This window comes from Bradyrhizobium sp. MOS002, from assembly GCF_003020115.1.
In the GTDB taxonomy this organism is placed as follows: Bacteria; Pseudomonadota; Alphaproteobacteria; order Rhizobiales; family Xanthobacteraceae; genus Bradyrhizobium.
The window spans coordinates 121,103-143,119 of sequence record NZ_PYFX01000002.1 but is presented as its reverse complement, the minus strand read 5'-3'; the positions used below and the strand labels follow the sequence as shown (position 1 = coordinate 143,119).

The following is a 22,017-nucleotide window of genomic DNA, read 5'->3' as shown; positions in this document are numbered from 1 at the left end:
GCGAAGCGAAGCAATCCAGAAATGTTTCCGCAGAGACAGCCTGGATTGCTTCGTCGCTTCGCTCCTCGCAATGACGAGGCTTATTTCTTCACCAGCGGGCAGCGCGACTGTTCCAGCGACTGGAACGCCTCGCTGCCGGGCACGGTGGCGAGCAGCTTGTAGTCGTCCCAGCGGCCCTTGGATTCCGACGGCTTCTTGACCTCGAACAGGTACATGTCGTGCAGCATGCGGCCGTCCTCTCGGATCTTGCCGTTCTTGGCGAAGAAGTCGTTGATCGGCGTCTCCTTCATCACCTTCATGACGGTTGCGGCATCCGTCGTGCCGGCCGCCTTCACCGCCTTCAGGTAGTGCGTCACGGACGAATAGACACCGGCTTGCGCCGAAGTCGGCGGCCGCTTCATGCGCTCCTGGAAGCGCTTCGAGAATGCGCGGGTGTCGTCGTTCAGATCCCAATAGAAGGCTTCCGCCAGCAACAGGCCCTGTGCGGTCTCGAGCCCGATCGAGTCGATGTCGGTCACGAAGGCCAGCAGCGGCGAGACCTTCTGGCCGCCCTTGGTGATGCCGAACTCGGCCGCCTGCTTGATGGCGTTGACGGTGTCGCCGCCGGCGTTCGCAAGCCCGATCACCTTTGCCTTCGAAGCTTGGGCCTGGAGCAGGAACGACGAAAAATCCGACGTGTTGAGCGGATGGCGCACGCTGCCGAGCACCTTGCCGCCGGTCTTGGTCACGACGGCGCTGGTGTCTTTCTCCAGATCCTGGCCGAAGGCGTAGTCGGCGGTGAGGAAGTACCAGGTGTCGAGGCCCGACTTCACGGCCGCAAGGCCGGTCACATTGGCCTGGCCGTAGGTGTCGAACACGTAGTGAATGGTATAGGGACCGCAGGCCTCGTTGGTAAGGCGGATCGAGCCCGGGCCGTTGAACATGATGATCTTGTTGCGCGCTTTCGCGATCTCGCCGGCGGCAAGTGCGGTCGCGGAGGCCGCGACGTCGTAGATCATCTCGACGCCCTGATTATCGAGCATGTCGCGGGCGATGTTGGCGGAGAGATCGGCCTTGTTCTGATGGTCGGCAGCCAGCACCTGGATCTTGCGGCCGAGCACCTCGCCGCCAAAGTCCTCCACGGCCATCTTGGCCGCGGTCTCGCTGCCGGGGCCGGTGATGTCGGCATACAGACTCGACATGTCGAGGATGCCGCCGATCTTCAGTGGCGGCTTGTCCTGGGCCTGCACGGCGCTTGCACTCAGCGCCAGCGCAGCAGCAAAAATGCCCGACAAAACATGCTTCATGGAAAAAGACCTCCCTTATCGCGCCGTACTCTGATGGCGGCTTGGTTATTGCTCTTGGCAATCGCTGTTGCCGCAATCATGCCGCATGCGCGACAGCGCAGCAAGCGCAAGGGGCGACACGCGAGCACGATTGCCGCGTATGTTTTCCGCAAAGCGGAATGGTGGGGCGCGGCGAAAGGTTTCCACGCTGTCGTTGCGAGCGCAGCGAAGCAATCCAGAATTCCTCCGCGGTGACAGTCTGGATTGCTTCGCTGCGCTCGCAACGAGGGAGTGTGAAGAAGCCTCTTCGCGACCGGCTACGCTTGGGTTAAAGCTAGAGCGCAATGCAACCTCTCCGGGCCACGTGACGCGACTGCTTCACATCATCGTCGCACTTCTTCTCGTCGCGGGTCGCACTGCGTTCGCCACGCCGTGCCAATTCGAGGCGCAAGGCGAAGGCCGCGTCGCCGTCATCGTCGATGCCCGCAGTGTACGTCTCGATGACGGCCGGGAAATCCGCCTCACCGGGATCGAGGCGATATCGACGACAAAGCAGGCGCTGACCTCGCTGCTCGTCGGACGCGACGTGACTCCGCGGAGCGCGGAGGACACGCCCGACCGCTATGGCCGGCAAGGCGCGATCCTGTTCATCGGCGAGAGCGACACCTCGGTACAGGCCACGCTCCTCGCCCAGGGCGACGCCATCGTCTCCGCCGAGATCGCCGATAAAGACTGCGCGGCCGCGCTGATGGCGTCGGAGGCCGAGGCGAGGCGCCAAAAAAAGGGCAACTGGGCTGACCCGTCGGCCATAAAAAACGCGGAAAGTCCGGACGATATTTTGGCGGGGATCGGGCGTTTTGTGGTGGTCGAGGGCAAAGTCCTGTCGGTCCGGCAAGCTGGGGCAATGACCTACCTCAACTTCGGACGAAACTGGACACGCGGCTTCGCCGTGACTATTTCAAAGCGCATGGTACCCGCGTTCGAAAGCGCCGGGATCGCCCTTAAGTCCTTGGAAAATAGAAATGTTCGCGTCCGGGGCTGGGCTGAGGGGAATACGGGGCCGCGTATCGATGTACGCCTCGTGGGACAAATCGAGTTGCTGGGCGCAAACGAGCCGACAGGGGTAAGGCCCTAAAAGGGGCCAGGCACGGGTTAAGCGACGTGAATGGGGTGCTAGGACGGCACGGACGAGGTGAACGCCGCCGCCTGCGGGCAGCGCCGGCTGCGCTATGCCTCGTGCTGGGTGCAGCCCTTGCCGGTTGCGGCGACATGGGCCGATTCCAGACCGCGGCGGCCCCGCCGACCGTCGCGATGCCCAAGCCGAAGCCGGCCGTCGCGCAGACTCCCGCCACCGAGAAGGAGCACGAGCGCATCCTGGCGAGCTATGGCGGCACCTATGACGACCCCAGGCTCGAATCGCTCGTCAGCAAGACCGTCGACCGGCTGGTCGCGGCGTCCGACCGCCCCGACCAGGGTTACCGGGTCACGATCCTCAATTCCGGCGCGGTGAACGCCTTCGCGCTGCCGAACGGCCAGCTCTATGTCACGCGCGGCCTGCTTGCGCTGGCGAGCGATACGTCGGAATTGTCCTCCGTGCTCAGCCACGAGATGGCGCACGTGCTGTCCAAGCACGCCGCGATGCGCGAGGACCAGGCCCGCCAGGCCGCGATCGTCACCCGCGTCGTCACCGACATGAGCAACGACCCCGATCTCACCGCGCTGGCGCTCGCCAAGACCAAGCTGACCATGGCGAGCTTTTCGCGCAATCAGGAGTTCGAGGCCGACGGCGTCGGCGTCGGCATCTCCGCCAAGGCCCATTTCGACCCTTATGGTGCCGCACGCTTTCTCTCGGCGATGGAGCGCAATGCCGAGCTGAAGGTCGGCAAGACCTCGCTCGATCCGCGCGCGCAGGATTTCACCTCGTCGCATCCGGCAACGCCCGAGCGCGTGCAGAACGCGCAGACCATCGCGCGGCAATACGCAGCGCCAGAGGGCGGCGAGCGCGACCGCGAGACCTATCTCGCCGCGATCGACAATCTCGTCTACGGCGAAGACCCCAGCGAAGGTTTTGTCCGCGGCAGGCGCTTCCTGCATCCGAAGCTCGGCTTCACCTTCCAGGCGCCGGACAATTTTACGCTCGACAACACCGCGCAGGCCGTGATCGGCGTGCGCGACGGCGGCTCGCAGGCGATGCGTTTCGACGTCGTGCGGGTGCCGGCCGAACAGTCGCTCGGCGATTACCTGAATTCCGGCTGGATGGAGGGCGTCGAGAAGGCCTCCATCGAGGACATCACCATCAACGGTTTTCCGGCTGCGTCCGCCACCGCCAAGGGCGACCAGTGGCAATTCAAGGTCTATGCGCTGCGCTTCGGCAGCGACGTCTACCGCTTCATCTTCGCGGCACGGCAGAAGTCGACCGAGAGCGAGCGCAATGCGCGCGAGACCGTCGGTTCATTCCGCCGCCTGACGCTCGACGAGATCCAGGCCGCGCGCCCGCTGCGCATCAAGGTCATTACCGTGCAGCCCGGCGACACCGTGGAATCGCTCTCCCACCGCATGGCCGGCGTCGACCACCCGGCCGAGCGTTTCCGCGTGCTCAATGGGCTCGATCGCAACGCGCAGGTGAAGGTGCGCGATCGTGTGAAGGTTGTGGCGGATTGAGGCTGCGCTAAGCGCGCGTCATCCCGGGCGCGCTTAGCTCGGGATCTGGAGCCACAAATTCCGCCGTCGTCCCGGACAAGCGTAAGCGCAGATCCGGGACCCATAACCACAGGATACTGGAACAGGCACGCTGGTAGCTCCAGCGTGCTTCACAATGAACGGGCGGGGTAATGGGTCCTGGCTTTCGCCAGGACGACGTTGGGGTGAGCCCTAACCGCCCGCGTCCATATCGCCGGCCTCGCGCTGGCCGCTGAGCCAGAGCGCGAGCAGGGTCCAGAACGCGCCTGACAGCAGGTACGCACCCGAGGCGATGACGCCGAGATTGGTCGCAAGCAGAAGCGCCACCAGCGGCGCGAAACCGGCGCCGAACAGCCACGCCATGTCGGAGGTCAGCGCCGAGGCCGTGTAGCGGTAGGCCTGCTTGAAGTTCGAGGCGATCGCGCCCGACGACTGGCCGAACGACAGGCCGAGCAGGATGAAGCCGATCACCATGTAGATGGTCTCGCCGAACGCGCCGGCATCGAGCAGCTGCGGGGCAAAGCCGCTATAGATCGCGATCGCGATCGCCGATCCCATCAGCAGCGACTTGCGGCCGACGCGGTCGGCGATGACGCCGGAGAGCACGATCGCGCCGACGCCGAACACGGCGGCGACGATCTCGATGATCAGGAAGCGCACCGGGCTTTCGCGGGTGAACAGGAACACCCAGGACAGCGGAAACACCGTGACCATGTGGAACAGCGCAAAGCTTGCCAGCGGCGCAAACGCACCGAGCATGATGTTCTGGCCTTCGCGCGCCACGGTCTCGGAGATGCGCGAGGGCTGCAATTCGCGGGTCTCGAACAGCGAGGCATATTCTTCCGTCGTCACCATACGCAGGCGCGCGAACAGCGCCACGACGTTGATGGCGAAGGCGACGAAGAACGGATAGCGCCAGCCCCAGTCGAAGAAATCGTCGGCCGAAAGATTCCCGGCGAAATAGGCGAACAGCCCGCTCGCCACGATCAGACCGAGCGGCGCGCCAAGCTGCGGCACCATCGCGTACCAGCCGCGCTGCGAAGGCGGCGCGTTCAGCGCCAGCAGCGAGGCCATGCCGTCCCAGGCGCCGCCCCAGGCCAGACCCTGTGCGATGCGCGCCAGCGCCAGCAGCCAGATCGCCGCGACGCCGATCTCGTGATAGCCGGGCAGGAACGCGATCGCGACGGTGGCGGTGCCGAGCAGGAACAGCGCCGAGATCAGCTTGGCCGTCTTGCCGTACTCGCGGTCGACCGTCATGAAAATGACGGTGCCGATCGGCCGGGCCATGAAGGCCAGTGCGAAGATCATGAAGGAATAGAGGGTGCCGGTCAGCTCGCTCGTGAACGGGAACACCAGGCGCGGGAAGACGATCACCGAAGCGATCGCGAAAACGAAGAAGTCGAAGAATTCCGAGGTGCGGCCGATGATGACGCCGATAGCGATCTCGCCGGGACTGGCCTGGTCGTGGCCGTGTTCGCCCGAGTGGTCTGCCATTGCGGGGGTCTGTGCCATCGCCATTCGCGCGCCCTTAACGTCCTGAAAACCAAAGCCGACCGCCCGGCGAGGCGCCAGGCAATCTAGTCCTGTCTGGCGCAACATCCCGCACTGCAACATTGGACAAATTGTCCAATGTCCGGATTGTTGCGCCGCAGCTACCCCTTGGCCCCGCAAAAGAAACTCATTCTCATAAGGCTCGGCCCGTGTCCCGTTTCAAGATCCTGGCGCTGCTACCCCTGGCGGTTGCGCTCAGCGGCTGCAACTACGTCGTGCTGGCGCCGGCCGGCGATATCGCTGCGCAACAGCGCGACCTCGTCATCATCTCCACCGTCCTGATGCTCCTGATTGTCGTCCCCGTGATGGCGCTGACGGTGCTGTTCGCCTGGCGCTACCGCCAGTCCAACACCGACGCCCGCTACGAGCCGGAATGGGACCACTCGACCAGCCTCGAGCTGGTGATCTGGTCGGCGCCGCTCTTGATCATCGTTTGCCTGGGCGCGCTGACCTGGATGGGCACGCATCTGCTCGACCCCTATCGCACGCTCGGCCGCATCCATGCCGACCGCGCCGTGGACCAGTCCAAGGCTCCGCTCGAAGTCGACGTCGTCGCGCTCGACTGGAAGTGGCTCTTTATCTATCCGGACTACGGCATCGCCACTGTCAACGATCTGGCAGCTCCGGTCGATCGCCCCATCAACTTCCGCATCACCGCCTCCTCGGTGATGAACTCGTTCTACATCCCCGCGCTGGCAGGCCAGATCTACGCGATGCCGGGCATGGAGACCAAGCTCCACGCCGTCGTGAACCACGCCGGCACCTACCGGGGCTTTTCGGCGAACTACAGCGGCGCCGGCTTCTCCGGGATGCACTTCAACTTCCAGGGCCTCGACGACAAGGGCTTCGACGCCTGGATCGCCAGCGCCAAATCCGGCGGCGGCTCGCTCGGCCGCGCCGAATATCTCCAGCTCGAAAAACCCAGCCAGAACGAGCCGGTGCGGCGCTACGGCACCGTCGATTCCGATCTCTACCGCCTGATCCTCAACATGTGCGTCGAGACCGGCAAGATGTGCCAGAGCGAGATGATGGCGATCGACGCCAAGGGCGGCCTCGGCCATGAGGGCCTGAACAACACCCTGCCGCTGGCCTACGACAAGTATGCCCGCCGCGGCACGGCGCTTGGGCCGGAGCCGACCTTCGTCGCCGGCACCTGCACGCCCGATGCGCCGCAGGGCAGGACCACCGCCTCCATCACGGCACCTGTCGACACCGCGCCGCTGCTCGGCGCCGGCCTGAAGCGGCCGACTTTCACGCCGCTGAAGTCCTCGTCCTTCTTCCTCGGACAACGTCCGAAGTCAGATTCGTAAAGAGATCCCGCATGTCTCCTGATCTTCTCAAGCTCATCTTCGGCCGGCTCACCATCGAATCGCTGCCGCTGCACGAGCCGATCGTCGTCGGCACCTTTGCCGTGGTGGCGACCGGCGGCCTCGTCATGCTCGCCGGCCTGACCTATTTCCGTCTCTGGGGTTATCTCTGGAGCGAGTGGTTCACCAGCGTCGACCACAAGCGCATCGGCATCATGTACATGATCCTCGGCATCGTGATGCTGCTGCGCGGTTTCGCCGACGCGCTGATGATGCGGCTGCAGCAGGCGCTCGCCTTCGGCGGCTCGGAGGGTTATCTCAACTCGCATCACTACGACCAGGTCTTCACCGCCCACGGCGTGATCATGATCTTCTTCGTGGCGATGCCGCTGGTCACCGGCCTGATGAACTTCGTCGTCCCGCTCCAGATCGGTGCGCGCGACGTGTCGTTCCCGTTCCTGAACAATTTCAGCTTCTGGATGACGGTCGGCGGCGCGGTGCTGGTGATGGCCTCGCTCTTCATCGGCGAATTCGCCCGCACCGGCTGGCTGGCTTATCCGCCGCTGTCGAACATCGGCTACAGTCCGGATGTCGGCGTCGACTATTACATATGGGGACTACAGGTCGCGGGCGTCGGAACGACACTGTCCGGCATCAACCTGATCTGCACCATCGTCAAGCTGCGGTGCCCCGGCATGACCATGATGCGGATGCCGGTGTTCACCTGGACCGCGCTCTGCACCAACGTGCTGATCGTCGCTTCCTTCCCGGTTCTGACCGTCGTGCTCGCGCTGCTTTCGCTCGACCGCTACGTCGGCACAAACTTCTTCACCAACGATTTCGGCGGCAGCCCGATGATGTACGTGAACCTGATCTGGATCTGGGGTCATCCCGAGGTCTACATCCTGGTTCTCCCCGCCTTCGGCATCTTCTCGGAAGTGACCTCGACCTTCTCGGGCAAGCGGCTGTTCGGCTACACCTCGATGGTCTACGCCACGGTGGTCATCACCATCCTGTCCTACCTGGTCTGGCTGCACCATTTCTTCACGATGGGGTCGGGCGCCAGCGTCAACTCGTTCTTCGGCATCACCACGATGATCATCTCGATCCCGACGGGCGCGAAGATGTTCAACTGGCTGTTCACGATGTATCGCGGCCGCATCCGCTTCGAGCTGCCGATGATGTGGACGATCGCGTTCATGCTGACCTTCGTGCTCGGCGGCATGACCGGCGTGCTGCTCGCGGTGCCCCCGGCCGACTTCGTCCTGCACAACAGCCTGTTCCTGATCGCGCACTTCCACAACGTGATCATCGGCGGCGTGGTGTTCGGCGCGTTCGCCGGTATCGGCTACTGGTTCCCGAAGGCGTTCGGCTTCAAGCTCGACCCGTTCTGGGGCAAGCTGTCGTTCTGGTTCTGGGTCACGGGCTTCTACCTCGCTTTCATGCCGCTCTATGTGCTCGGCCTGATGGGCGTGACCCGCCGGCTCCGTGTGTTCGACGACCCGAGCCTGCAGATCTGGTTCATCGTCGCCGGCATTGGCGCCTTCCTGGTCTTCCTCGGCATCCTCTCGATGCTGATGCAGTTCGCCGTCAGCTTCCTCAGGCGCGAGCAGCTCAAGGACGTCACCGGCGATCCCTGGGATGCGCGCACGCTGGAATGGGCGACCTCCTCGCCGCCGCCGGCCTACAACTTCGCTTTCACCCCGGTCGTTCACGACAATGACGCGTGGTGGGACATGAAGAAGCGCGGTTATCAACGCCCGCTCACCGGGTTCAAGCCGATCCACATGCCCAGCAGCACCGGCACCGGCATCATCCTCGCCGGCTTCGCCACCGCGATGGGATTCGGCCTGATCTGGTACATCTGGTGGCTTGCGGCCGCGAGCTTCATCGCGATGCTCGCCGTCGGCATCGGTCACACCTTCAACTATCACCGCGATTTCGACATTCCGGCCGACGACGTCATCCGGGCCGAAGACGCGCGCACCAAACTGCTCGCCGGAGCCAAGTAAATGACTGTCGCTGTCAATCCCACGCAAGCCGGCGAACCGGTGTTCTACCTCGCCGACGAACACCCGCATCCGGAAGGCTACAGCACCTCTCTCGGCTTCTGGATCTATCTGATGAGCGACTGTCTCATCTTCGCGATCCTGTTCGCCACCTTCGGCGTGCTCGGCGGCAACTACGCCGCCGGGCCGGCGCCGAAGGATCTGTTCGAACTGCCGCTGGTCGCGGTCAACACCTCGATGCTGCTACTGTCATCTATCACCTACGGCTTCGCCATGCTGACGATGCAGCAGAACAAGACCGCCCAGACCCAGATGTGGCTGGCGATCACCGGCCTGTTCGGCGCCGCCTTCATCGGCATCGAGCTGTCCGAGTTCGCTCACATGATCCATGAGGGTGCGACGCCGCAGCGCAGCGCCTTCCTGTCCGCCTTCTTCACCCTGGTCGGCACCCACGGCCTGCACGTCAGCTGCGGTCTGATCTGGCTGGTGACCCTGATGGTGCAGGTCTGGAAATTCGGCCTGATCGAGGCCAACCGCCGCCGCCTGATGTGCCTGTCGATGTTCTGGCACTTCCTGGACGTGGTCTGGATCGGCGTCTTCACCTTCGTCTATCTCCTGGGAGTTCTGCGATGAACACCGATACTCACGCCGCCCACGCGGACGATCATCACCACGGCGACAGCCGCGCCCACGGCTCGTTCTCGACTTACATGCTCGGCTTCGTGCTCTCGGTCGTGCTCACCGCGATCCCGTTCTGGCTGGTGATGAGCGGCGCGCTACCGAGCAAGCAGATCACCGCGCTGGTCATCATGGCCTTTGCGGTCGTGCAAATCGTCGTGCACATGATCTACTTCCTGCATATGAACACGACGTCCGAGAACGGCTGGAGCATGATGGCGCTGATCTTCACCATCGTCATGGTGGTGATCGCCCTGTCGGGTTCGCTGTGGGTGATGAACCACCTCAACAGCAACATGATGCCGATCCACCAGATGACCGGGATGAAGTGACCGAGATCCGGAACGTGACGAAGGCAAACGGGACGCGTGGCGACGCTGCGCGCCCGTCCTCGTGGCTCACGGTCCTCTCGCTCACGGCCATCGCACTTCTGATCGCGCTCGGCGTCTGGCAGATCGAGCGCCGGGCCTGGAAGCTGGCGCTGATCGATCGCGTCGAGCAGCGCGTTCACGCCCCGGCGCAGCCGATCCCCTCGCCGGCGACATGGCCGACCGTCTCCGCCGCAAACGACGAATACAGGCACGTCAGCGTCACCGGCCATTTCCTGCATGACCGCGAGACGCTGGTTCAGGCCGTCACCGAAGAAGGTCCGGGCTATTGGGTGCTGACGCCGCTTCAGCGTAGCGACGGCACGCTGGTCCTGGTCAACCGCGGCTTCGTGCCGTCCGACCGGCGCGACGCGTCGACGCGCCGGGACGGCAATCCGCAAGGCGAGGTCGGGATCACCGGCCTGTTGCGCGTGACGGAGCCAAAAGGCGGATTCCTCAGGACCAACGTGCCTCAGCTCAATCGCTGGTACTCGCGGGATGTCGCCGCGATTGCGACGGCACGCGGCCTCGACCACGTCGCGCCCTTTTTCATCGATGCCGACGCTCGATCACAATCCGGCGGCGGCCCAATCGGCGGATTGACCGTGATCAGCTTTCCCAATAACCACCTGATCTACGCGCTGACGTGGTTTGCCCTGGCGTTCATGCTGGCCGGCAGACTTATCGTCACATTCGGCGGCGGGCTGTTCCGCCGCAAGGAGCCCTGGAGCGGCTTCGTCCACGAAGCGGCCAGCGGCTCCGATGCCGTCGCCCGCAGGACGGGATCAGATGCTGGAACGATCGTCGAGCCCACCTGACGACGGAAGGACGCATGACGCCGTCACACTGCAATCGCAGGCGGACGCGCGCAGCGAGCTGATCGGCGCTGCGCCGACCGACGACGAGACCAACCGCAAGAACATGGCGCTGCTGATCCAGCTGCGCTGGACCGCAGTGGTAGGCCAGATCGTGACCATCGGCGGCGTGCATGTCTGGCTCGGCATTCCCCTGCCCCTTACCCGCATGGGCGCGGTGATCGGCGCACTGATATTTCTCAACATCTCCAGCCTGGTCTGGGTGCGCCATCGCGCCGCGATCACCAACAACGAGCTGCTGGTCGCCCTCATGCTGGACGTCGCCGCGCTGACCGCGCAGCTTTACCTCAGCGGCGGCGCCACCAATCCCTTCACCTCGCTGTTCCTGCTCCAGGTGACGCTGGGCGCGGTGCTGCTCGATGGCCGCTCGACCTGGTCGCTGGTCGCGCTGACCTGCGCGAGCTTCGTCTGGCTGACCGTCGCCTACCGGCCGCTCGATCTGCCGCCGAACCCGCTGAGCGAGACCTATACGCTCACGGTTGCCGGCATGCTGCTGGGCTTCGTGCTCAATGCCGTGCTGCTGGTGGTGTTCGTCACCCGCATCAACAGGAATTTGCGCGAGCGCGACGCGCATCTGGCGGCGCTGCGCCAGCATGCCGCCGAGCAGGATCATATCGTGCGCATGGGCCTGCTCGCCTCCGGCGCGGCTCACGAGCTCGGCACGCCGCTCGCCTCGCTCTCGGTCATCCTCGGCGATTGGCGCCGCATGCCCGACCTCGCCGCCGATCAGGAACTGGCCGAGGATCTCGCGGAGATGGAGACCTCGCTGCAACGCTGCAAGTCGATCGTGACAGGCATCCTGGTGTCGGCGGGTGAAGCCCGCGGCGAGGGATCGTCGCCGACGACGGTGGCGGCTTTCGTCACCGCGCTGGTGGAAGAGTGGCGCGACGCGCGCTCGGCGCGCACGCTGTATTTCGTCAACACCTTCGGCGAGGACGTCGCGATCGTCTCGGACGTCGCGCTGAAGCAGGTGATCTTCAACGTGCTCGACAACGCCTACGAGGTCTCGCGCGACTGGGTCGAGCTCGTTGCCGAGCGCGAGGGCGACAACCTCGTGCTGTCGATCAGCGATCGCGGCCCCGGCTTTGCGCCGGAGATGCTGGCACAGCTCGGAAAGCCCTATCAGTCGAGCAAGGGGCGCGCCGGCGGTGGGCTCGGCCTGTTCCTCGTCGTGAACGTGGTGCGCAAGCTCGGCGGCAGTGTGACCGCCGCGAACCACAGGAAGCGCGGCGCTACGGTCCGCCTCACGCTGCCGCTCGCAACGCTCGCGATCGGAGGCAGCTTTGACACCTGACCGTTCGCTCATCGTCGTCGAGGACGATGCCGGCTTCGCCCGCACCCTGAAGCGTTCGTTCGAACGCCGCGACTACGAGGTCGTGCTCGCCGCCTCGATCGAGGACGTGCGGAAAGTCCTGGAGGAGCGATCGTTCGGCTATGCCGTCGTCGACCTCAAGCTCGGCGGCGCCTCGGGGCTGGCCTGCGTCGAGCTTTTGCATACGCACGATCCGGAGATGCTGATCGTGGTGCTGACGGGCTTTGCCAGCATCTCCACCGCGGTCGAAGCCATCAAGCTCGGCGCATGCCACTATCTGGCAAAGCCCTCGAACACCGACGACATCGAGGCCGCCTTCAACAAGGCCGCAGGCAATGCCGAGGTCGCGCTCGACGCCCGGCCGACATCGATCAAAACGCTGGAATGGGAACGCATCCACCAGACGCTGATCGAGACCGACTTCAACATCTCGGAAGCCGCAAGACGGCTCGGGATGCACCGTCGGACGCTGGCGCGGAAGCTCGAGAAGCGGCCGGTGAAGTAGGTTGGTCAACTTTGCAGGTTGGGTTAGCGAAGCGTAACCCACCACTTCTTTGCGGCAGCATGGTGGGTTACGCGTTCGGCTGACCCACCCTACGGACTGAGCAAGATCAGCCGGCGCGCCAAAAAAAGCCCGGCCAACCGGCCGGGCTTTTGATCTGTTGCGATGAACGCGGGAGACGCTTACGCGGCCTCGTCGGCGACCGTGGCGCCGCCATCGGTCTCGTCGCTGTCGCCCTCGGCGTCCGTATCGGACTCGCCTTCGGCGGCTTCGGACTTGGCGCCGGTGCGGCGCGGACTCTTGGCGAGCTGGGCCTCGATCTCCTTGACCGCTTCGGTCTCGGTCGAGTGCTGCACCACCGCGATCTCGCGGGAGAGACGGTCGAGCGCGGCTTCATAGAGCTGGCGTTCGCTGTAGGACTGCTCGGGCTGCGACTCGGAGCGATAGAGGTCGCGCACGACTTCCGCGATCGCGACGATGTCGCCCGAATTGATCTTCGCTTCGTATTCCTGGGCACGGCGCGACCACATGGTGCGCTTGACGCGGGCACGGCCCTTGAGGGTCTCGAGCGCACGCTTCACCAGCGCGGGCTCGGACAGCTTGCGCATGCCGACATTGGCGACCTTGGCGGTCGGCACGCGCAGCGTCATCTTGTCCTTGATGAAGTTGATGACGAACAGCTCGAGCTTCGCGCCGGCGATCTCCTGCTCCTCGATGGCCAGGATCTGGCCGACGCCGTGAGCGGGATAGACGACGAATTCGTTGGCCTTGAAGCCCTGACGCTGGGTCACGACCTTCTTTTCCTCGACCTTCGGCGCAACAGCCGCAGGCTTCACGGCCGGCTTGGCGGCAGCGACGGGAGCCTTGGCAGGCGCAGCAGCAACAGGAGCCTTCGGCGCGGCGGGCTTGGCAGCGGGAGCCTTGGCAGCGGGTGCCTTGGAAACAGCGGGCTTGGCGGCAGGCTTGGCGGCAACAGGCTTGGCAACGGTCGCTTTCGCGGCCGGCTTGGCAGTCTTGTTAGGCATTGCGCTTCTTTTGTTCTTCGAGGACTTTGCAGCCGGCGCCTTCGTCGCGGTCCGACCCTTGGATGCGCTACGGCTGGCCGCGGCGACTTTCTTGGCGTCCTTATGGGAAGCCTTCGCTGAAGTACTCTTTTTACGCGTTTTCTGTGACACAGCCTGCGCGCGGAAACTGCCACGCCCCTGTTCGACATTTGGTTTCACGGGAACCCAACGGGGCCGACGGGGCTAACCAGGGTTCGGCTCAATGTGCCCAATATAGCACATTTCCCGCAAAAATCAATGATTTAGGGGTCTTAAGGGCTGGTTTTCGGCGGTAACGCCGCTATTAGGGTTAAGTTTGGCCCGAATTAGTCGCCGGAGCCGGGGTTCGCCGAGAAATACTTGTCGAACTTGCCCTCCATGCCGTCGAAATCCTTGGCGTCGGCAGGTGATTCTTTCTTCTGGGTGATGTTCGGCCAGCTCTTGGCGTAGTCGGCGTTGACCGTGAGCCACTTTTCCAGGCCCGGTTCCGTATCCGGCTTGATGGCATCGGCGGGGCATTCCGGCTCGCACACGCCGCAATCGATGCACTCGTCAGGATGGATGACGAGCATGTTCTCGCCCTCGTAGAAACAGTCGACCGGGCAGACCTCGACGCAGTCGGTGTACTTGCACTTGATGCAGGCTTCAGTGACGACGTAAGTCATCCAACGCTCCGAAAAGCTCTTTTAAAAGTCGCGGCTTGCGTAGCGCGGATGGCCCGGCGCCGCAAGCTCAGGAACGGTCGATCATGACGGCTTTATGCGCTTGATCGACCAAGAAATGAATTCAAAGCGCAATTAATTGCGCTGAGAATTCGGGTGGCCTTCGCTGAGCTCTTCGTAGAGCACACGGGCCGAGGCGGCATCGCCGCGGCGCTCGTTGAAGGCGGTGACTTTCAAGACGCGCACGGTGCGATCGAGCGCGATGGTGAGCACGTCGCCGATCTTGATCGCATGCCCCCGCGATTTCTCGCGTGCGCCGTTGACGCGAACATGACCGGACTCGACGAGCTCGGCCGCGGAGGTGCGTGCCTTCACCACCCGCGCGTGCCACAGCCATTTGTCGATGCGCTGCCGCTCGGTCGTGGGCTCACTCCTTACGCCCGGACAGCTGCTCCTTCAGCGCAGCGAGCTTCGCGAAGGGCGAGTTCGGATCGACCGGACGATCGCGCTCGCGCGGGGTGGCGCTCGATGCGTAGGGGCGCAGCGACGGTCCGCCCTGGCGGTCGCGACCCTTGTCGCGGTCGCGGCCACGGTTGTCGCGGCCCTTGTCGCGATCGCCGCCGAACTTGCCCTTGTTGTCGCGGTCCTTGTTGCCGCCATTCTTGCCCTCGAAGCGGCGGTTCTTGTCGTCGCGGCCCTCGGGACGCGGCGCGGCTTCGCCGCCACCTTCGCGCGGCTTGCGGAAGTCCCTGCCGCCATCGCGACCGGAATCGCGACGATGACCGCCGCCATGACGATGACGCTCACCGCGCTTCTCGCCGTCGGCGGCAGGCGCGGCTTCGCCTTCGGCAGGCGCGGTGCCGGCTTCAGCAGCCGCCTGCGGACGCGGCTGGTGACGCTGGTTGCGATGGCGCTCGTGGCGCGGCTTGCGATCGTCGTGACGGCCGGCGGGACGCCAGACTTCGATGAGCTCGGGCTCAGCCGGCGTGGCCGCGGCCTCCGCAGGCGCATCGGCCGACGCAGCGGCTTCGGTTGCAGCAGTCTCGGCAGGCGCAGTTTCGTCAGGCGCAGTTTCGGCGGGAGCGGCCTCAGCAGCTTCAACGGGTGCCGCAGCCTCTTCCGCAGGTGGCGCGATGCCGGGAGCGTCTTCCGGCGTGACGGAAGCCTCAAGCGCCGGCTCGTCGTGCGCCGGCTCGTCGTGCTGCTCCATGCCGGGCGCGTCTTCGACGGTGACGGGCTCGGCGGCGGCTTCGATCGCGGTGTCGGCGGGCGCTGCGGCGTCCTCGACCGGCGTTTCGGTTGCTTGCGTCTCTTCGCCGGAGGCTTCAACAACAGCCGCGTCGGCAACAGCCGCGGCGGGCTTTACCGGCAGCGGCGGGCGCTTGTCCATGCGATAGCCGAGCGCACGCAGCACGGATGCGAAGTCTTCGCCGGCCGAACCGGTGAGCGACGTCATCGCCTGCGTCACGACAAAACTGCGGCCGTCGAAGGCACCGGCGGGCTTTTCGCCGGACGCATTCTCGCGCCAGGCCAGCGCCGGACGGATCAAATCGGCCAAGCGCTCCAGGATGTCGACGCGCACGGCGCGCTCGCCGGCCTGCTTGTAGCCGAGCACGCGATAGGCATCGCGCGGCAGCTGCTTGTCGACCGGGAACGAGGTGCGGCCGGAGCTCGCCAGATGCTGCGCGCCCGACAGCGCGGAGGGATCGACATTGTCCTGCTTCAGCGCCCAGAGCAGCGCGGCCAGCGCACGCCCGGCCGGCTTGAGCAGGCCGGGGAAATAGAGGTGATAGGCGCCGAAGCGGACGCCGTATTTGCGCAAGGTCGCGCGCGAGGGCTGATCGAGGTCCTTCAGCTCGTTGGCGATCTTCGGGCGCTCCAGCACGCCGAGCGCCTCGACGAGCTGATAGGCGATACCGCGGGCGATGCCGGTGACGTCCTCGGCCTTGCTGAGCTCGAACAGCGGCCCGAGCAGCTTTTCGATATGCGTCTTGAGCCAGAGGTCGAGCCGGGCCTGCACCTTGTCCCGGGGAGCGCCCGTGAGGCGTTCGTCGGAGATGATGCGGATGCGCGGATGCAGCGCGTCCTCTGCGGCAGACAGCCGCGCCACGGCGTCGCCGGTCCAGCGGATGATGCCTTCCGAGGTCAGCACGAACTGCTCGTCCGGCGCATTGCCTAGTTTTTCGGCGCGCGTGTTGATCTCGCCGGCGAGCACGGCCTGCGCTGCAGCCTGCAACGCTTTCGCATCGGAGCCGGCTTCCGCCGCATCCGGTGCAAAGGTGAAGCCATCGAGGCGGCCGATGACATGGCCTTCGACGATGACTTCGCCGGTCTTGCCGATTTCCGTATTCAAGCTCGTGTTCTCCCGCAGGCGGCGCATCAATACACTGGTCCGGCGATCAACGAAACGCTCAGTCAAGCGTTCATGGAGCGCATCCGATAATTTATTTTCGACCTCGCGGGCGATCCCCTGCCAGCGCTCGGGGTCTTTCAGCCAGTCGGGGCGGTTGGCGACGAAGGTCCAGGTGCGAATCTGCGCGATCCGGGCCGACAGCGTGTCGATATCGCCGTCGACGCGGTCGGCCTGGTCGATCTGGGTCCTGAACCAGGCGTCGGGGATGCATCCCTTCCGCATCAGGAAGCCGTAGAGCGTCGTGACCAGCTCCGCATGGGCGGCCGGCGATAGTTTTCGGTAGTCCGGGATCTGGCAGGCCTCCCACAGCCGTTCCACGGCGTCCTTGCCATGCGCGACATCGCGCACCTCGGCGTCGCGGGCGGCGTGGTCGAGCACGCGCATGTCCTCAGCGATCGGCGCGCGCGTCAGCGCCTCATGGCCGGGGGCCAGGTTCAGCGAGACCTGGAGCGCGCCGAGGGAAGCGAAATCCAGCTTCGAATTGCGCCATTGCAAAACCTTCACGGGATCGAAGGTGTGGTTCTGCAGCGCATTGACGAGCTCGGGCTCGAACGGCGCGCAGCGGCCGGTGGTGCCGAAGGTGCCGTTGCGGGTGGCGCGGCCGGCACGGCCGGCGATCTGGGCGAATTCGGACGGCGTCAGGCGGCGGAACTGGTAGCCGTCGTACTTGCGGTCGGAAGCGAAGGCGACGTGGTCGACGTCGAGATTGAGGCCCATGCCGACGGCGTCGGTGGCGACGAGGTAATCGACCTCGCCGTTCTGGAACATCGCAACCTGCGCATTGCGGGTGCGCGGCGACAGCGAGCCCAGCACCACGGCGGCACCGCCATGCTGGCGCCGGATCAGCTCGGCGATGGCGTAGACCTCGTCGGCCGAGAACGCGACGATGGCGGTGCGGCGCGGCTGCCGCGTGATCTTGCGGTCGCCGGCGAATTCCAGCTGCGACAGGCGCGGCCGCGTGATCATGGAGACGCCCGGCAGCAGCCGCTCGATGATCGGACGCATCGTCGCAGCGCCCAGCAACAGCGTCTCGTCGCGGCCGCGGCGGTTGAGGATGCGGTCGGTGAAGACGTGGCCGCGTTCCAGATCAGACGCGATCTGCACCTCGTCGACGGCGAGGAACGAGACGTCGAGATCCCGCGGCATCGCCTCGACGGTCGAGACCCAGTAGCGCGGCGATTTCGGCTTGATCTTCTCCTCGCCGGTCACGAGCGCGACGGCATCGGGGCCGACCCGTGCGGCGATCTTGTTGTAGACCTCGCGCGCGAGCAGGCGCAGCGGCAGCCCGATCATGCCGGAGGGATGCGCGAGCATCCGCTCGATGGCGAGATGGGTCTTGCCGGTGTTGGTGGGGCCGAGCACCGCAGTGACGCCGGCGCCGGGGAGCCGCTCGGAAGCGAAGGGGGAGGAGGAAAAAGGCATCTGGGGGATTAGGTAATGGCGATTGGGGCGAATGTCAGTGCTGTTTTGGGGCGGTGGCGCGAAGCGCCTGGAAGTCACCTCGCTGCGGCTTCTCCGCTGTCATGCCCCGGCTTGACCGGGGCATCCAGTACGCCGCGGCTTCTCCGCTCAACCACAGGCGCCTCGGCGTACTGGATCGCCCGGTCAAGCCGGGCGATGACACCGAGCGTGTGGGAGCAGTCTCCCCAAATCCCGCGCAACTGTCTCACTTTGCGACGCTTTTCCCGTTGGCTTTAAGCTTCGGAACGAGTTGAGAACGAATCGCGGCCGAATCGCTGACTCCCCCTTGAGTCCTGTTCCGTTCACGCAAGATGTCGCGGGAGGCTTGTTGGGTTGCACTAGATGGAGTTTTGCCCCGCCGCACAAGCGACGTTTCGGTGGCGGATTCGTTAAAGCTGGGGACGGCGCGGAGTCGAATCAGAATCGGGGAGGAGTCAAATGGATTCCCCGATCCTCGGCCCCCTCCAAACAAAAAGTGCGAAAACAACCCCATACACAGTAGGCATGTCGTTGAAATTGCTTGGTTTTATTTTCGCTAAAAAGGCAGGGCCGTAGCCCGGATGGAGCGGAGCGGAATACGGGGAGCCGAAGCGAAGAACCCCGGATTACGCTTCGCTTCATCCGGGCTACGGCAGCGAGGCCGGGGCAACGCCTACTGCGTCTTCGCGACCTTGGGCGGCTGGGCGCTGGTGATGAAGGACGTGGCTTCCAGCATGGCCGGCCCGAGCGGGGTCGGCACTTTCAGCCAGAACGGGACCAGGACGCGCGTGCCGGCGATCGGCGCGAACGCGACCTCGATGTTGCGCTGGGCGGCGAGATATTTGATCACCGGACGGTCGGGGATGTAGCCGGCGATGGGCACGAAATACAGCGAGCAGACCACGACCTGGCCGTGATAGCCCTTCTCCGCCTTCACGTTTTCCACGCGCTTGAAATCGAGCTTGAGCTCGTAGCGCATGCGGCCGTCGAACACGGCGGCGCTGCCTTGGCAGGCATCCGCCGACAGCACGTCGCCGGTGCCGGATACGCGCACCAGCGAGGCCGTCATCGGATCCCAGACGCCGCGGCGATGCGCGTCGGTGACGAGGATGCGGTCGGGATCGACCGGCGGCTCCGGCACGATGGCAAAATCCTTCACATTGCCCTTGTCGAGCGTGATGCGGATCTCTTCGGTCTTCTTCGAGGTGGTGGTGGAGGCCTGGTAGCCGGTCGCGACCAGCGCGCCGTTGACCACGCGGCCCTGCGAGGCGCCGGTGCCGGACCCGCCCGCGAACGATTTCAGCAGCCCCGAGGTGCCGCCGGAGGCCGCGGCCGCGAACACGTCGTCCTGGATGTCGATGTTCCAGGCGCCCTTGCCGACCGGAATGCCCGCCAGCGTCGCCTCGTATTGCGCTTCGAGCTTGCCCTGCGCCGCCGCGGGCTCCGCCGCCCACGCCAGAACCAGCCCGCCAAGGGCCGCCATGACCCAGCGGCCGGCAGAGCGCTGATGGCTTACGCGCGGATACCTTGCGCGCCGCTCCGCTGAGCGCAGCTCTTTTGGGCGCAGGCTCGGCGCAAGATGAGGCGTTGTGAGCACGAAACAATCCAATCGGGGCGCGAACGGTTGTTACTTAAGCCAAAAACCGCGCCAAGCAATGCGTCCGGGCCTATCCGCGTCCGGAACTCCACTGGAGTCTTCGGGCGCGAATACGCCCTTTATGTGATGGTAAGGCGCGATAATCATTGCCGTTTTGGTGATCCAGACGGGTCAGAAGCGCGCACCTCACCCCGCCACCTCCACCGCTGTCATGCCCCGGCTTGACCGGGGCATCCAGTACGCCGCGGCCCCTCTGGTCAGCCGCACCAGCTCGGCGTACTGGATCGCCCGGTCCCGGCTCCGCCAAGGCTACGCCGAGGCCCACACCGGTGCTCGGCCCGCCGAAGCTTCAGCGAAGGCGGCAAGCCGGGCGATGACAGCGCTTTATATGCCGCTCGAGATCCCGGTTTCGCGCTCTCGCGCGCCCCGGGACGACGGGCCAAAAACGGCCCGTCGCCTTGACGTCCCGCCCCTTCCCCCCTATACGTCCGCCCGCTCCCTGCAAGGACAGAGAATTTGCCCGTGGCGCCCCGAATGGCGGCCGCACATCGTTGGGAAAGATTGAGGATTTTACCATGTCTCGCCGCTGCGAATTGACGGCCAAGGGCCCCCAGGTCGGCCACACGGTCAGCCACTCCAACATCAAGACCAAGCGCCGCTTCCTGCCGAACCTGGTCAACGTGACCTTCATCAGCGAAGCGCTGGGCCGCAACGTGCGCCTGCGTGTCTCCACCAACGCGATCAAGAGCGTTGACCACAATGGCGGCCTCGATCCCTTCCTGCTCAAGGCCAAGGCCGCCGTGCTGTCGCCGCGCGCCCTCGAGCTGAAGCGCGCCATCCAGAAGAAGGTCGGCCCGACTCCCGCGCCGGCGAAGAAGGCGAGCTAAGAATTTTCGGATTGGGCGGGGGCTTGCGTCGCGAGGCGTAGGCTTAGCCGGAAGAGTTTTGCGTGACGGCCGGATCGGAAGATCCGGCCGTTTTTGTTTTTGGGAGGCTCCGCGCTGCAACCAATTCGCGCTCCAATTCTGCGACACCAAGAGAACGCAGCTACCCAACTATTTAACGATATCGTTCACCGCACGAATATGCTCGTAATAGTTGTTATAGAAGCATTCTCATTAGAGTGCCTTAGCGGCTTTTAAGCACGAGGGCGTTTTGCCATTTGCGGATAGGCTTGTTGCGGAGCCGCAGCGAGAGAAATCGGGAGAGACCGGCGCTCAGCGCTACGACTATCAGGCACTATGGGGCCTGACGCTGATTTTTGCGCACCACGCGACAGGTTCCGACTACGCAATTTCGTTCGAGTTTCATGATGACATTGTCCTACTCAATAGTTCTTCCGACCCCACAAATGCCTCCTTCTATCAAGTGAAGACTAAGTCAAAAGGCCATTGGACTCTGACGGAGCTCACCAATCGAAAAAAGCGGAAGAACGATCCGAACAATGGCCTCTTGCCGTCCCATGTCGGCAAACTCTATTCGAACTACGCCATTTTCCCGAACGAAACAGTTAGACTTGCGTTCGTGTCTAATGTCCCCTGTCAGTTCTTCGACGCCGCGGCGACAGACTGCGATATGTCGGATGCACAGCCGAATACACTTGCCGAGCTAACCACGAAGCTGCAGGCGGAATATCCTACGGCCTCGGCAACTACCGTTGACAAGCTCCTGCATTTCGTCAGAGCCGATTTGAGTCTGCAGGACAGCTCAGCGCACATCAAAGGCAAGCTAGTCGAATTCGTTCACGGCCAACTCGGCCCAATAGAGTTCAATCCCGACAGCGTCTACAAAACAATCGTGGAGGAATGCCGTCTGCGCTCGAAATACACCGGGTCAATACGTGATTTTGATGAATTGGTCAGGCGCAAATCCATAACCAAAGACCAGGTAGACGGCTGGCTAAAAGCGATTGAACTTGCACATAGCACGCCCCCCTGGAACGAAATCGCGATCCACCTCGATCTTTCAGATGTTCTGTCCGTCGCAGAGCTGTCACGCGAGTGGAAGCGATACCGAGCCGTCGCGCTGGACTCGAATGACCTTGCCGTAAATCTCGTGCGCGACAAGATCCGAGTCGAGATCGACGCTTGCTCAAGCCTTAGCCTGCAACTGCAAGAACTCGTAGCTAAAGTTTATCCATCAGTAGAGCCATTTGCGATGGCCGCCCTTCCACTATTCAAATCGGCCCGTCTCAAAGTGATGATTATATACGAGGTATTCACACATGACCCGTCAGGAGCGCTTCAAGCGGCTAATCCGCAACCTGCGAACGCGCAGCTATGAAAAGCTTGCGATTTCAAAAACTGTATCTGTGCT

The 22,017-nt window shown here is 64.2% G+C and carries 18 protein-coding genes; 11 read left to right on the top strand and 7 right to left on the bottom strand.

Translation table 11 applies throughout. From position 1 onward, the window contains the following. Positions 1–80 precede the first annotated feature (80 nt). Positions 81–1,286, bottom strand: coding sequence for an ABC transporter substrate-binding protein (locus tag C7G41_RS05345; RefSeq protein ID WP_018452962.1), 1,206 nt, complete (start codon positions 1,284–1,286; stop codon positions 81–83). Between the two features lie 343 nt (positions 1,287–1,629). On the opposite strand from C7G41_RS05345, the gene C7G41_RS05340 reads away from it, so the two are divergent. Further along, positions 1,630–2,400, top strand: coding sequence for a thermonuclease family protein (locus tag C7G41_RS05340; RefSeq protein WP_245446456.1), 771 nt, complete (start codon positions 1,630–1,632; stop codon positions 2,398–2,400). 134 nt (positions 2,401–2,534) lie between these two features. Then, positions 2,535–3,926, top strand: a complete 1,392-nt coding sequence (locus C7G41_RS05335) for a M48 family metalloprotease (RefSeq protein WP_245446475.1) — start codon at positions 2,535–2,537, stop codon at positions 3,924–3,926. A 210-nt stretch (positions 3,927–4,136) separates the two neighbouring features. Here the strand turns inward: C7G41_RS05335 and C7G41_RS05330 are convergent, their stop codons facing one another. Next, the gene (locus C7G41_RS05330) at positions 4,137–5,462 is read right to left on the bottom strand and encodes an MFS transporter (RefSeq protein WP_106941595.1); all 1,326 of its coding nucleotides are present in this window, start codon (positions 5,460–5,462) and stop codon (positions 4,137–4,139) included. Between the two features lie 182 nt (positions 5,463–5,644). Between C7G41_RS05330 and cyoA the strand changes: the two genes are divergently transcribed. Genes cyoA through C7G41_RS05295 form a run of 7 tightly spaced genes read left to right on the top strand, consistent with a single transcriptional unit; the run spans position 5,645 to position 12,549 of the window. Further along, entirely contained in the window at positions 5,645–6,805 is a 1,161-nt protein-coding gene (gene cyoA / locus C7G41_RS05325) for a ubiquinol oxidase subunit II (RefSeq protein ID WP_106941594.1), read from the top strand. An 11-nt stretch (positions 6,806–6,816) separates the two neighbouring features. Then, complete coding sequence (gene cyoB, locus C7G41_RS05320) at positions 6,817–8,814, top strand: cytochrome o ubiquinol oxidase subunit I (RefSeq protein WP_106941593.1); 1,998 nt, start codon at positions 6,817–6,819, stop codon at positions 8,812–8,814. After that, positions 8,815–9,444, top strand: a complete 630-nt coding sequence (gene cyoC / locus C7G41_RS05315) for a cytochrome o ubiquinol oxidase subunit III (protein ID WP_106941592.1) — start codon at positions 8,815–8,817, stop codon at positions 9,442–9,444. Then, complete coding sequence (gene cyoD / locus C7G41_RS05310; RefSeq protein ID WP_106941591.1) at positions 9,441–9,821, top strand: cytochrome o ubiquinol oxidase subunit IV; 381 nt, start codon at positions 9,441–9,443, stop codon at positions 9,819–9,821. The genes cyoC and cyoD overlap by 4 nt, the downstream gene beginning before the upstream one ends. Further along, positions 9,818–10,675: an SURF1 family protein gene (locus tag C7G41_RS05305; protein WP_106941590.1), complete on the top strand. Its 858-nt coding sequence runs from the start codon at positions 9,818–9,820 to the stop codon at positions 10,673–10,675. Before cyoD ends, C7G41_RS05305 begins: the two co-directional genes overlap by 4 nt. Beyond that, on the top strand, positions 10,647–12,026 hold the full coding sequence (locus C7G41_RS05300; RefSeq protein ID WP_199198195.1) for an ATP-binding protein: 1,380 nt from the start codon (positions 10,647–10,649) through the stop codon (positions 12,024–12,026). Before C7G41_RS05305 ends, C7G41_RS05300 begins: the two co-directional genes overlap by 29 nt. Further along, positions 12,016–12,549, top strand: coding sequence for a response regulator transcription factor (locus C7G41_RS05295; RefSeq protein WP_007599266.1), 534 nt, complete (start codon positions 12,016–12,018; stop codon positions 12,547–12,549). The genes C7G41_RS05300 and C7G41_RS05295 overlap by 11 nt, the downstream gene beginning before the upstream one ends. Before the next feature lie 179 nt (positions 12,550–12,728). Here the strand turns inward: C7G41_RS05295 and C7G41_RS05290 are convergent, their stop codons facing one another. The 5 genes from C7G41_RS05290 to C7G41_RS05260 all read right to left on the bottom strand — a co-directional run bounded on the left by C7G41_RS05290 (position 12,729) and on the right by C7G41_RS05260 (position 19,587). Continuing rightward, complete coding sequence (locus tag C7G41_RS05290; protein ID WP_199198194.1) at positions 12,729–13,571, bottom strand: CarD family transcriptional regulator; 843 nt, start codon at positions 13,569–13,571, stop codon at positions 12,729–12,731. A gap of 344 nt (positions 13,572–13,915) precedes the next feature. Then, on the bottom strand, positions 13,916–14,254 hold the full coding sequence (gene fdxA, locus C7G41_RS05285) for a ferredoxin FdxA (RefSeq protein WP_007599264.1): 339 nt from the start codon (positions 14,252–14,254) through the stop codon (positions 13,916–13,918). Positions 14,255–14,386: 132 nt separating this feature from the next. After that, positions 14,387–14,656 carry an RNA-binding S4 domain-containing protein gene (locus C7G41_RS05280; protein WP_106941587.1) on the bottom strand — a complete coding sequence of 90 codons (270 nt, stop codon included), beginning with the start codon at positions 14,654–14,656 and terminating at the stop codon, positions 14,387–14,389. Positions 14,657–14,678: 22 nt separating this feature from the next. Further along, on the bottom strand, positions 14,679–18,086 hold the full coding sequence (locus C7G41_RS05275; RefSeq protein WP_106941586.1) for a helicase-related protein: 3,408 nt from the start codon (positions 18,084–18,086) through the stop codon (positions 14,679–14,681). A gap of 691 nt (positions 18,087–18,777) precedes the next feature. After that, entirely contained in the window at positions 18,778–19,587 is an 810-nt protein-coding gene (locus C7G41_RS05260; RefSeq protein ID WP_199198193.1) for a DUF3108 domain-containing protein, read from the bottom strand. A gap of 689 nt (positions 19,588–20,276) precedes the next feature. On the opposite strand from C7G41_RS05260, the gene rpmB reads away from it, so the two are divergent. Continuing rightward, positions 20,277–20,588, top strand: a complete 312-nt coding sequence (rpmB, locus tag C7G41_RS05255; RefSeq protein WP_007604603.1) for a 50S ribosomal protein L28 — start codon at positions 20,277–20,279, stop codon at positions 20,586–20,588. Between the two features lie 268 nt (positions 20,589–20,856). Beyond that, positions 20,857–21,984 carry a DUF4297 domain-containing protein gene (locus tag C7G41_RS05250; protein WP_106941584.1) on the top strand — a complete coding sequence of 376 codons (1,128 nt, stop codon included), beginning with the start codon at positions 20,857–20,859 and terminating at the stop codon, positions 21,982–21,984. Positions 21,985–22,017 lie beyond the last annotated feature (33 nt).